General features: G+C 61.0%; 10 protein-coding genes and 1 pseudogene. 4 read left to right on the forward strand and 7 right to left on the reverse strand.

The window, feature by feature from the left end:
* A partial coding sequence (locus tag U5782_RS40915) for a hypothetical protein (RefSeq protein ID WP_322049564.1) occupies positions 1-247 on the forward strand: 247 nt, incomplete at its 5' end.
* Here U5782_RS40915 and U5782_RS40920 read toward each other — a convergent pair.
* The gene (locus tag U5782_RS40920; protein WP_322049565.1) at positions 244-1,668 is read right to left on the reverse strand and encodes a cytosine permease; all 1,425 of its coding nucleotides are present in this window, start codon (positions 1,666-1,668) and stop codon (positions 244-246) included. The two genes, U5782_RS40915 and U5782_RS40920, sit on opposite strands and share 4 nt — an antisense overlap.
* Before the next feature lie 137 nt (positions 1,669-1,805).
* On the reverse strand, positions 1,806-3,299 hold the full coding sequence (locus U5782_RS40925) for an aldehyde dehydrogenase (protein ID WP_322049566.1): 1,494 nt from the start codon (positions 3,297-3,299) through the stop codon (positions 1,806-1,808).
* A gap of 262 nt (positions 3,300-3,561) precedes the next feature.
* Here U5782_RS40925 and U5782_RS40930 point away from each other — a divergent pair, with 262 nt between their 5' ends.
* On the forward strand, positions 3,562-4,491 hold the full coding sequence (locus U5782_RS40930) for a LysR family transcriptional regulator (RefSeq protein ID WP_322049567.1): 930 nt from the start codon (positions 3,562-3,564) through the stop codon (positions 4,489-4,491).
* Here U5782_RS40930 and argE read toward each other — a convergent pair.
* The 5 genes from argE to U5782_RS40955 all read right to left on the reverse strand — a co-directional run bounded on the left by argE (position 4,483) and on the right by U5782_RS40955 (position 9,750).
* Positions 4,483-5,646 (reverse strand): acetylornithine deacetylase, encoded by a 1,164-nt coding sequence (argE, locus tag U5782_RS40935; protein ID WP_322049568.1) that lies wholly within the window; start codon positions 5,644-5,646, stop codon positions 4,483-4,485. The two genes, U5782_RS40930 and argE, sit on opposite strands and share 9 nt — an antisense overlap.
* The gene (locus U5782_RS40940) at positions 5,639-6,316 is read right to left on the reverse strand and encodes a DUF1028 domain-containing protein (protein ID WP_322049569.1); all 678 of its coding nucleotides are present in this window, start codon (positions 6,314-6,316) and stop codon (positions 5,639-5,641) included. The genes argE and U5782_RS40940 overlap by 8 nt, the downstream gene beginning before the upstream one ends.
* A gap of 20 nt (positions 6,317-6,336) precedes the next feature.
* Positions 6,337-6,768, reverse strand: a complete 432-nt coding sequence (locus U5782_RS40945) for a RidA family protein (protein WP_322049570.1) — start codon at positions 6,766-6,768, stop codon at positions 6,337-6,339.
* On the reverse strand, positions 6,769-8,091 hold the full coding sequence (locus U5782_RS40950; protein ID WP_322049571.1) for an NAD(P)/FAD-dependent oxidoreductase: 1,323 nt from the start codon (positions 8,089-8,091) through the stop codon (positions 6,769-6,771). It lies immediately after the preceding gene.
* 276 nt (positions 8,092-8,367) lie between these two features.
* A complete protein-coding gene (locus U5782_RS40955) occupies positions 8,368-9,750 on the reverse strand; it encodes an aspartate aminotransferase family protein (RefSeq protein WP_322049572.1) in 1,383 nt (460 codons plus the stop codon).
* 462 nt (positions 9,751-10,212) lie between these two features.
* Between U5782_RS40955 and U5782_RS40960 the strand changes: the two genes are divergently transcribed.
* Both U5782_RS40960 and U5782_RS40965 read left to right on the forward strand, forming a co-directional pair.
* The gene (locus U5782_RS40960) at positions 10,213-11,346 is read left to right on the forward strand and encodes a polyamine ABC transporter substrate-binding protein (protein WP_322049573.1); all 1,134 of its coding nucleotides are present in this window, start codon (positions 10,213-10,215) and stop codon (positions 11,344-11,346) included.
* Positions 11,347-11,554: 208 nt separating this feature from the next.
* Positions 11,555-11,683 (forward strand): annotated as a pseudogene (locus U5782_RS40965) (ATP-binding cassette domain-containing protein); the annotation flags it as partial.

The following is an 11,683-nucleotide window of genomic DNA, read 5'->3' on the forward strand; positions in this document are numbered from 1 at the left end:
CACTGCGTTCATGGCGGGCGTTGCATACGTGGGGTTCATGAAATGGATTTATACGCCCTGCCTGAATGGGGCGTCCAATACCTTTGAACACCGGTTTCCATACTCTGTGGGTATGCTGCCTTCGCAGATGCGCGCGAATACTGCGCCGCACCATACCTTCTCGACATCCGAAACGTTCAAAAAAAACGCCGCTCCATCAGGGAGCGGCGTTATCAGGAAGTGCCTTGCGTCGCGTGCTTGCGTCTAGCGCAATGCCGCGCTCGCCCCCGCATCGACGCGACGACGGTACGCCGTATCGCGCGTGGCGAGCCAATAATAGAGCGGCGAAGTCAGCAGCAGACCGATCAGCCAGGACAGGTCCGCGCCATCCAGATACTTCGGCACCGGTCCCGCGTACATCGGCGTATTCATGAACGGAATTTGCACGGCGATCCCCACGGCGTAAGCGATCAGCGCCTGCGGGTTGAAGCGACCGTAGATACCGCCGTCAGCCTTGAAAATCGATGCAATGTCATATTGGCCTTTGTGGATCACGTAAAAGTCGATCAGATTGATCGCTGTCCACGGCACGAGCACGACGAGCAGCGCCAAAACGAGATCGATCAGATTGCCGACGAAATCCGTCGACGCGCCAATGGCCGCGTAGCAGCACGACGCCAGGATCACGACCGAAAACACAGCGCGCGCATTGGCCGTGGGAATCCAGCGGCTGGCGAAGGTCTGCACGGAAGTGATCGTCGCTAGCACCGCGCCATAAAGATTCAACGCGTTATGGCTAATGACGCTGAGCAGGAACAGCACGAGCATCGGCAAGCCGAGCGGGCCTGTGGCCAGCTTCACAGCATCCATTGCATCTACGCCCGGCGCCACGGCAAGCACGGCCACCGCGCCGAATACAAACGCGAGCGTCGATCCAATCGTGCAACCCAGGTAAGTCGCCCAGAATGTCGAGGACACTTTCACGTTCTCCGGCAGATAGCGCGAATAGTCCGAAACGTAGGGCGCGAACGCAATCTGCCAGAGCGCCGAAAGCGATACCGTGGCGAGCCAACCCGCGATGTTGAAGCCGCCGCGCGTGAGGAAATCGGCGCTGGAGACGTGCGTGAAGATATAGCCAAAGCCAACCACGATGCCGATCCCCAGCACCCAGGTGCCGATGCGATTGAGCAAATGGATGAAGCGATAGCCAATGATGCCGATCAGCCCCGACCCCACCGCGCCGATCACGATGCCAACCGGCACCGACACCGACGCCTGGATACCATGCAATGACTTCCCGGCCAGCACGATGTTCGACGCAAAAAAGCCCACATACATCACGCCCGCAATGACCGTGACGAGCAGCGCGCCCCAGGAGCCGAACTGCGCGCGGCTCTGAATCATCTGCGGAATGCCCATCTGCGGCCCCTGGGCCGAATGCAGCGCCATCAGCACGCCGCCCAGCGCCTGCCCGACCACGATCGCGACGATCCCCCAGAACAGATTCAGATGGAACATCTGCACGCCCAATGCACCGGTGACGATGGGCAGCGGCGCGATATTGCCGCCGAACCAGAGCGTGAAGAGGTCGCGGACCTTGCCGTGTCTATCCCCGGGCGGCACATAGCCGATGGTATGTTTCTCGATCAACTGCGTGTTGCTGTTGTTGCTGCTATCCGTACTGGCCACGATATTTCTCCCGCTCGGGTTCAACACCCATCGTTTCGAATTACTAATTAATTACATCGCTTGCCCTGCACCGCCCACTGCACCATCACTGCTGAAACGCCGGCCGCGTCCATCTTCGGCGGCCGGCTTGTCACGCACTATCCGCGCAACTGAATCCAGGTCGTCTTCAACTGCGTGTATTTGTCGAACGAATGCAGCGAGAGGTCGCGGCCAAAGCCCGACTGTTTTCCGCCGCCAAACGGCACGCTCACGTCCAGTGCATCCACGGTATTGACCGAGACCGTGCCTGCTTTCAACGCACGCGCCACGCGATGGGCACGATTCAGATCATCGGTCCAGAGGGACGCGGCAAGGCCATAGACGCTATCGTTGGCGAGGCGCAGCGCCTCCTCTTCGGTGTCGAAAGCGCTGATCGCGAGCACCGGTCCAAACACTTCCTCGCGCGCGATCGGCATATCGTTGCGCACGCCCGCAAAAATGGTGGGTTCGACGAAGTTATCCGAGCCGTTGAACGTCAGGCGCTTGCCGCCCTTGAGCAGTCGCGCGCCATCGCGCTGGGCCTGTTCCACTGCGCTCATGATGCGCGCGGTCTGCCCCGCATCCACGATCGCACCCGCGCGGCTCGACGGGTCGAGCGGGTCGCCCGGCATCCAGTCGCGCGCCTTGCTGAGCAGGCGTTCGACGAACTCGTCCTGAATGGAACGCTGCACGTAGAGACGCGAATTGGCCGAGCAAACTTCGCCCTGGTTGAAGAAGATGCCGAAGGCCGCCTTTTCGGCTGCGAGATCGAGATCGCCGCAATCTTCGAAGATCAGATTCGGGCTCTTGCCGCCGCATTCGAGCCAGACCTGCTTGAGGTTCGACTCTGACGCGTAGCGCATGAAATATTTGCCCACCTCGGTCGAACCGGTGAACACGAGGCAATCCACATCGGGATGCAGGCCCAGCGCACGCCCGGCCTGTTCACCCAGTCCCGGCACGACGTTGAGCACGCCCTCAGGCAGCCCTGCTTCGAGCGCGAGTTCAGCGAGGCGCAGCGCGGAAAACGGCGACTGTTCCGCGGGTTTGAGCACGACGCTGTTGCCCGCGGCCAGCGCGGGCGCGAGCTTCCAGGCGGCCATGTCGAGCGGAAAATTCCACGGCACGACCGCGGCCACCACGCCCAGCGCTTCACGCGTGATCGTTGCGAATGCATTGGGCGCGGTGGGCGCCACCTGGTCGTAGAGTTTGTCGAGCGCTTCGCCGTACCACGCGAAGACGTGCGCCGCACCCGGCACGTCGATGTTCCAGGCGTCCGCCACCGGCTTGCCCATGTTCAACGAATCGAGCAGCGCGAGTTCCTCGCGATTGGCGAGCATCAGTTCGGCCAGACGCAGCAACACCTTCTTGCGCTCGACCGGCGGCATGCGCGACCACGGCCCCTTGTCGAATGCCTCGCGCGCGGCGCGCACGGCCAGATCGACGTCCGCCGCATCGCACGCCGCGACGCGCGCCAGCAACCGGTTGGTAGCCGGATTGACGGAGTCGAACGTCGCGCCGGAGACGGCGTCCACGCGACGGCCGCCAATCAGCGCCTTGTCGATGAAAACCTGTTCGGCAGCGCGTCGCTGCCAGTAGCCGAGATCAAACATGCTGGACTCCAGAGGGACCGCCGGGGCAGCCCATGTTCATAGGGTAAAAGCGACGTTGAAAAACAAGGGTTAAAGGCGATGGTGCGATATTTCGCCTCAAAGGAAAATTAGAAAAAATATTTTCGAGCCATACGATAAAGCTTTGCAGAACGACGCCCTGCTGATTGCCGTCCCAGGGTAAGGTAACGTCGAAAAAACACCTGAAAAACCGGTACAACGTGCCGCGCACCGAAGCGAGCGCGGCCATGCAGCAGAGGTTCAAGTGGCTTCCTATACATTGCGACAACTCAAGTACTTCCTCACCACCGTCGAAGCGGGCAGCGTGGCCGAGGCATCGCGTCAGCTTTATATCGCGCAGCCTTCCATTTCGAGCGCCATCAAGGGGTTAGAGGAAAGCTTCAACGTCAAGCTCTTTATCCGCCATCACGCCCAGGGCGTCTCGCTCACGCCAGCCGGCACGCGTTTCTATCGCAAGGCCCAGGAACTCCTGCGCATGGCGCACGAGTTCGAACAGAACGCCCTCGCCGATAACGATGTGATCACCGGCCAGATCGATATCGGTTGCTTCGAAACGGTCGCGCCGCTTTACCTGCCCCAACTGATCGCCGGCTTTCGCGAGCGCTATCCGGGCGTGAACATCCGTATCCGCGACGGCGAACAGCAAGACCTCGTTCAGGGTCTCACCGCCGGCACCTTCGACGTCGCCTTCCTCTACGATCACGAACTCGACGGCACCATCGCCACCGAGCCGCTGATGCCGCCGCAAAAGCCCTATGTACTGCTGCCCGAGAACCACCGCTTCGCGGGGCAATCGCACGTATCGCTGCGCGACCTCAGCGCGGAGCCGATGATCCTGCTCGACGTGCAGCCCAGCCGCACCTACTTCGTGAGCCTCTTTCACGACCTGGGGCTCACGCCCAACATCGTGTTCGGCTCACCGTCGATCGAAATGGTGCGGGGCATGGTGGGCCAGGGCTTCGGCTTTTCCCTGCTGGTCACGCGCCCGCATTCCGAATGCACCTACGACGGCAAGAAGGTGGTCATGATCGACATTACCGAGCCTGTGGCCACCTCCGGTCTGGTCAGTGCGCGCCTCAAGCGCGGCCAGTTGACCAAGCCCGCGCAACTGTTCGTGGACTTCTGCCGCGAACAGCTCGCGCAGTTGCATGAGGCGCGCGAGCCCTCAGCCTGACGTCGCCAGATACTGCGCGAGGCGGGCGAGCATGGCGTCACATTCTGCAAGCTGCGCCTCGCTGATGTACTCGTCGGGCTTGTGGCCCTGGTCCATGCTGCCGGGGCCGCACACCACGGTCGGGATGCCCGCCTGTTCGAACAGTCCGCCCTCGGTGCCGAATGCCACCGTGCCGAAATCCGTTGAGCCGCTGATATGCGCCAACAGACGGGCGGCCGCGCTTTCGGCTGGTGTCGCCAGCCCCGGATACGCGCCTAGCGACTGCCATTGAATATCCGTATCGGGCTGCACGGCACGCATGGCGGGCAGCAATTGCGCTTCGGCATAGTGCGCCAGTTCATCGGCCACGGCCTGCGGCTCGAAGCCCGGCAACGCGCGCACTTCGAAATCGAACTCGCATTCCGCAGGAACGATATTGAGCGCGCGTCCGCCCTTGATCACGCCGGTTTGCACCGTTGAATAGGGTGGATCGAAACGTGTGTCGTGATGTTCCGGTTGCGCTAGCCGCGTGCCGATTTCGTCGAGTCGCCCGATCAGCCTCGCCGCGTACTGGATCGCGTTGACACCGTAGGGTGCATAGGCGGAATGGCAGGCCGCGCCTTTCACGCAGCAGCGCATGGCGAGTTTGCCTTTGTGACCCAGCACTGGCTTCAGTTCGGTCGGCTCGCCGATCAAACAAAGAAGCGGCTTATGCGGCCGCTTCGCCAGTTCTTCAAGCATCGGGCGCACACCCAGACAACCCACTTCTTCGTCATAGGAAAACGCGAGATGCACAGGTGTTTTCAGATCGGCCTTCAAGAAACCCGGCACGGCGGCAAGCACCGAAGCGATAAAGCCTTTCATGTCCGCCGTGCCGCGCCCGTAGAGGCGCCCTTCGCGCTCGCTCAGGCGGAACGGCTCGACCGTCCACGCCTGCCCATCCACGGGCACAACGTCCGTGTGGCCCGATAGCACCACGCCGCCGCGATCCTGCGGGCCGATGGTCGCGAACAGGTTGGCCTTCGTGCGCTCAGCGTTATAAAAAAGCTCGCTGCGGATGCCAAACTCCGCCAGATAGCGTTCGACGAACGCGATCAGTTCGAGATTCGAGTCGCGGCTGACCGTCGCAAAGCCGATCAGCCGCTCCAGCAGCGCGCGAGAGCTTCGTTCACTCATCGCCTGGCACTCCGTAGCTTGGTGCGGCGGTGGGATTCAGCGCGCGCGTCAGATAGTCCTGCATCTGCGGACGATAGGCCTGCCAGAGACGGTCCAGTTCACCGAGCGGATCTTGATCGGCCCAATCGACGCGCAAATCCACCACCGGCCACGTATGGTCATCGACAATTTTCAGCGCGGCCGAGTGCACCGGCCCGGCTTCGCCGCCCGCCGCCATCGCATTGTGCATCGCGGCCAGCAGCCGGTCGGCGAGCGAGCCCGACGCGCCTTCGAAAGCCTGCACCATCGCATCGATGACATGCTGGCCCGCGAGCATGTTGCCCGCCGCCACGCACTGCTCGCCCGCTACGGCGTGATAGACGCCCAGCGCTTCCTTGCCGCTGAAAAACGCGGTGCGGCCCTGCGCGTCGATTACCGTCACCTGGCGGTACTGGCTCCAGCCGTTCGAGTTCAGCGCGCGATCCAGCGCCGCCGCCGGGTCGAGTTGCCCGTGCTCCAGCAGATCGAGCACTTGCGGCCCGAGCGCGGGCAGCGTCACGTTCTGCGTCGCCACAACGCCCACACCTGCACGCGCCCACGGGCAACGCGCCCCCACCGCGATACTCGACGAGCTGATGGCAATGCCAAGCTGCCCGGATTCGGCGCAGCGTCCGACTATCGAGAATGTCATGGCGTATTTCTCCGTTCTTTTCAGGCCTTGACCGGCTGCCAGCCGTCCGGGATCACGGCGATCACGTCAATCTCCATGAGCCATTGCGGCTGCCCCAACGCCGAAACCACGAGGCCCGTCGAAATGGGAAACACGCCCTTGAGCCATTTGCCCACTTCGCGATAAACCGGCTCGCGATAGCGCGGGTCGATCAGATACGTCGTGGTTTTCACGATATGCGTGAGATCGCTGCCCGCTTCCTCGAGGAGTTGCTTGACGTTCTTCATCGCCTGTTCTGCCTGCGCGGCCGGGTCGCCCAGGCCCACGAGCTTGCCGTCGAAATCAGTGCCTACCTGACCGCGCACGTACACCGTATTGCCAGCGCGAACCGCCTGACAAAGATCGTTGTCGAGCGACTGATTCGGATAGGTATCCTTCGTATTGAACATGCGGATACGAGTATGGGTCGGCATTTAGAGGACTCCGATTGCGTTTTGGGTTTCGATGCGCGGGGCGCTCTGGCCCGGCTTGTTGTGTTCGCGCTGGGTTGCGTCGCGATAGTCGAGGTATTGCGCCTGCGTGGCGATATGACCGGCGACGTGCTTCGCGTCGTGCCACACGCCCCAGATGAAGGAGGAGCCGCGCCGCGAGAGCCACGGCAGGCCCACGAAATAGACGCCCGGTTCCGCAGACACGCCGCGCTGATGCTTCGGCTTGCCCTTTTCGTCGAAGGCATTCACTTGCAGCCAACCATAGTCGTTTGCATAACCCGTGGCCCAGATGATCGAGCTCACGCCCGCCTCGCGCAGATCGAGTTCGAGAAGCGGCTGCGTTACGCATTCGGGGTCCGGCACGCGCGTGCGCGCCTCGGGTTCCTCCGGCAAATCCAGGCCGTTACGGACGATATAAGCGTCGGCCGCGTCGAGCAGCGAGAGATAGTTGGCATCGCCGTTCGCCAGATTCGTCGCGAGATCGGTTTCGAAGGAAACCACGCCGTCCTTGAATGCCTTCGTCAAACCCACGAGCGTCATGCCCTGATGCGCGAGGCGGCGGAAATCGACGGTATGACCGCCGCGTGCACCGCTCACGGCGATCGTCACGTGTTCGCGTCCCGGCACCGCCGTTTCCATGTCCCAGAGGCCGAGCACGCCCAGCCACCAGCAGAAGTCGCGATTGCGATACGCACGCGGCGGACGATCGTGCGGTCCCACCGACAGATACACGCGCTTGCCGGCGCGCATGAGTTCCTCGGCGATCTGCACGCCCGACGAGCCCGCGCCAACCACCAGCACGGCACCTTCGGGAAGCTGTTGCGGATTGCGATAGTCCGCCGAATGAATCTGCATCAGATCGGCGGAAGTCGGTGCGATCGGCGGAATAATGGGCCGCTGAAACGGGCCGGTCGCGACCACAACGCGCTGTGCTTCGATCACGCCGCGATTCGTTTCGACGGTAAAGCCCGGGCGCCCCGAATTGCGCACCACCTTCTTTACGTCCACACCGGTGCGAATGGGGGCATCGATCTGCTTCGCGTAGGCTTCGAAATAATCCGCGACGCGATCCTTCGAAGCAAACGCATCCGGATCGAGATCGTCGAATTCCATGCCGGGGAAGCGGTCGTGCCACACAGGGCCGTTCGCGACCAGTGAATCCCAACGGCCCGTTCTCCAGCGTTGCGCAATGCGATCGCGCTCCAGCACGAGATGCGGCACGCCAAGCTTGCCCAGGTGTTCGCTCATCGCCACGCCGGCCTGGCCGGCGCCGACAACGAGCGTATCTACAGTTTCGATTGTCATTGCAGTTGTCCTTGTGCCAGGCGGTGCATTTTCGTGAAGCTGGTAGAGTCACCGCCTGTGCGACTCTGTGGTGGGTTGTGCCGTGACTATTCTGTTCAGAGTCGATGAATTGCGAAACGATGATTTTTGTCGTTCCTGCCTAACAAAATCATTCCTCTATCGATTCACTCTGGGAGCACTCGCCCCACGACGCTCAATAAAAAACGCCCGCTCGCTCCCGCATGGGAGCGAGCCGGGCGTTGAGATCACCCGCGAAGTCAAGCAGATAAAAACGTCTTATCCGAACACGGTTTTCGCCGTTGCATCGACGGCCTGGCGCATCTTGTCCACCAGTTCATCAATCTGCGCATGCTCGATCACGAGCGGCGGCGCAATGATCAGGCGGCCATTGGTCGAGCGCACGATCACGCCCAGATCAAAGCCCACGGAACGGCTATGCCAGGTCAGATCGGCCTCGTTGGCAAAGCGTTCGCGCGTGCTCTTGTCCTTGGTGAACTGGATCGCGGCGACCGCTCCCACGCCTTGCACTTCGCCAATCAATGGATGGTCGGCAAACGCGTCGCGCAGCGCTTTTTGCAGATATGGCCCGGTGTCCGTCTTCGTGCGCTCGACCAGTCCGCCGCGATCGAGCACATCGAGATTCGCGAGTGCGACCGCCGCCGCAACGGGGTGCCCCGAGTACGTCAGGCCGTGTGCATAGACGCCGCCACGTTCGACCAGCGCCTCGCCCACGCGACGGCTCATGATGAGGCCGCCCATCGGCACATAGCCCGAGGTCAAACCCTTCGCAATACAGATCAAATCCGGTTCGAAGCCAAAATGACGATGCGCGAACCATTCGCCGGTGCGGCCAAATCCGCCGATCACCTCATCTGCGCAGAGCAGCACGTCATATTTACGGCAAATGCGCTCGATCTCCTGCCAGTAGCCATCGGGCGGGAAAATCATGCCGCCCGCACCCTGGAATGGCTCCGCGACGAATGCCGCCACTTTGTCCGCGCCGAGTTCGAGAATCTTGCGTTCGAGCGACTGAGCCGCAGACTTGCCGAAAGCTTCGGGTGTTTGGTCGCCACCGTTGGCGTACCAGTATGGCTCGTCCACGTGCGTGATATTGGCGATCGGCAGGTCGCCCATCTCGTGCATGAAGGCCATACCGCCCAGCGATGCGCTGCCAACGGTCGAGCCGTGATAGCCGTTCACGCGCCCAATCAGCACTTTCTTTTCGGGCTTGCCCATGACGTCCCAGAAACGGCGCACGGTGCGGATCAGCACTTCGTTGGATTCGGAGCCCGAGTTCGTATACACGACGTGGCTGAAATGCCCGCCGAGCAGCGAAAAGAGTTTCTCCGAAAGCTCGATGACGGCCGGATGCGTGGTGTGGAAGAACATGTTGTAGTACGACAGTTCTTTCATCTGCCGCGTCGCCGCGTCGACCAGTTCCTTGCGTCCATAGCCGACGTTCGTGCACCACAGGCCCGACATGCCGTCGAGGTAGCGCTTGCCCTCGTTGTCCCAGAGATGGACGCCCTCGCCGCGCACCATCACGCGCGGCCCTTCCGCGTTCAACGCCTTTTGATCGACGAAAGCATGCAGATGATGCGCGGCATCGCTCTGCTGGTAGTCCTGGGTGCTGCGCTGAGGGAGATCGTGTGCATTCATTTTTCAGGTTCCGGAATTCGGACTTCGATTGGCCACCGTTGCTCCAGGTGAATACCCTCGGCGTTCGCAGTCAGCACGAACACCAACTTGGACTCACTCTCCGTCGACAAAATAAGAAGGTAAAGAAAGGAATTTCTGGCTACGGCATCGATTTTTTCTATGCGGTCTGCGAACGGCAAATCGGATCTTTCGACGAGATTACAGAGACGTTACTGCACCTGGGAGCAGCATAGAAAAAATCTATACATGAGCTAGCTAAACTATTTTTTTCCCGCGATTTTCGCGGTGCTACGCTTGCCCCGTCGTTCGTCGCAGCCCGCTCAGACCGGATACGACGCGTTCCTCCAGCCCTTCCATACATAGGAACGCAGGCACTTGCTGCTGCATGTCTGACCGCATGACTAATTGAGCGTGCGTTCGCCGCGCACGGACCATTGCTTCTTCATCCGTAGAGAGAACATCATGAGCATCGATCGTATCCGGCATAGCGTTCGTCCCGCCATTGCATTGGCCTCGCTTGCAGTGGTCGCGAGTCTGGGAAGTGTGACAAGCGCACACGTGCAGGCCGCCGAAACGCAGTTGAACGTCTATAACTGGTCCGACTACATCGGCAAGGACACTATCCCGGACTTCGAGAAGCAAACGGGCATCAAGGTCAAATACGACAACTACGACGGCGACGACACCTTGCAGGCCAAACTGCTCGCGGGCAGTTCCGGCTATGACATCGTGGTGCCCACATCGAATTACATGGCGCGGCAGATTCCGGCGGGTATCTATCAGAAACTCGATAAATCGAAGCTGCCTAATCTGGCGAATCTCGATCCTGCGATCATGAAGATCATTGCGCAGGCCGACCCGGGCAATCAGTATGGCGCGCCTTACGCTTACGGCACAGATGGCATGGGCTATAACGTGCAGGCGGTACAGAAAGCGCTTGGCACGAGCGCGCCAGTCGACAGCTGGTCGCTCGTATTCGACCCGGAGAATATGTCGAAGCTCAAGAGTTGCGGCGTGTCGTTCCTCGATCAGGCCGTCGACGTATTCGCGGCGACGCTGCAATACATGCATAAGGATCCGAACAGCACCAATCCGGCCGATTATCAAGCGGCCTATGAAACGCTGAAGAAAATCCGCCCGTATATCACGCAGTTCAATTCTTCCGGCTATATCAACGACCTTGCGAATAACGATATCTGCGTGGCCTTTGGCTGGTCGGGCGACGTGGGCATCGCGCATCGCCGCGCATTGGACGCCAAACGCTCCTACGACATCAAGTTTTCGAACGCGAAGGAAGGCGGCCTCATCTGGTTCGACATCATGGGCATTCCCAAGGACGCACCGCATCCTGAAGCGGCGCTCGCCTGGATCAACTATATCGAGGACCCCAAGGTCAATGCCGGCATCACGAACGAGGTGTTCTATCCCACGCCGAACAAGGCGGCGCGCTCGTTCGTGACTGCATCGGTTGCCGATGACACCAGCGTCTATCCGCCCTCCGACGTGCTGTCGAAGATGACGATGATGAAGGCGCTCCCCGCCGATATCCTGCGCCTCGAAAACCGCCTCTGGGCCCAGCTCAAGACCGGCCACTAAGCTTCACTTAAGACCTCTTTCCGTGCGGCCCGCGATGCGGGCCGCCTCTGGCAAACCTCACGCTTTCCCTTCTTTTGTTTTTGATTTGCGCCCTTGCGCGGCGCGTGGATCACGCACGTCCGTCGCACGTGAATCGGCAACACCGACATGGAGACAGGCAATGAGCAACACAAAGAATCGACAACTCCCGGCGACACCCGCGGCCTCGTTCATTCGCATCGAAAACGTCGTCAAGAAGTTCGGCGACAGCGTCGCCGTCAATAACGTGAGCCTGAACATCGCGAAGAACGAGCTCTTCGCCCTGCTCGGCAGCTCGGGCTGCGGCAAGTCCACGCTG

This window comes from Paraburkholderia sp. J67 (assembly GCF_905220265.1).
Classification (GTDB): domain Bacteria; phylum Pseudomonadota; class Gammaproteobacteria; order Burkholderiales; family Burkholderiaceae; genus Paraburkholderia.

Bases quoted from the DNA above. Each gene is read 5' to 3' on its own strand.
- U5782_RS40925 (WP_322049566.1), bottom strand. From the start codon at position 3,299: ATGTTTGATCTCGGCTACTGGCAGCGACGCGCTGCCGAACAGGTTTTC.
- argE (WP_322049568.1), bottom strand. From the start codon at position 5,646: ATGAGTGAACGAAGCTCTCGCGCGCTGCTGGAGCGGCTGATCGGCTTT.
- U5782_RS40940 (WP_322049569.1), bottom strand. From the start codon at position 6,316: ATGACATTCTCGATAGTCGGACGCTGCGCCGAATCCGGGCAGCTTGGC.
- U5782_RS40945 (WP_322049570.1), bottom strand. From the start codon at position 6,768: ATGCCGACCCATACTCGTATCCGCATGTTCAATACGAAGGATACCTAT.
- U5782_RS40950 (WP_322049571.1), bottom strand. From the start codon at position 8,091: ATGACAATCGAAACTGTAGATACGCTCGTTGTCGGCGCCGGCCAGGCC.
- U5782_RS40955 (WP_322049572.1), bottom strand. From the start codon at position 9,750: ATGAATGCACACGATCTCCCTCAGCGCAGCACCCAGGACTACCAGCAG.
- U5782_RS40960 (WP_322049573.1), top strand. From the start codon at position 10,213: ATGAGCATCGATCGTATCCGGCATAGCGTTCGTCCCGCCATTGCATTG.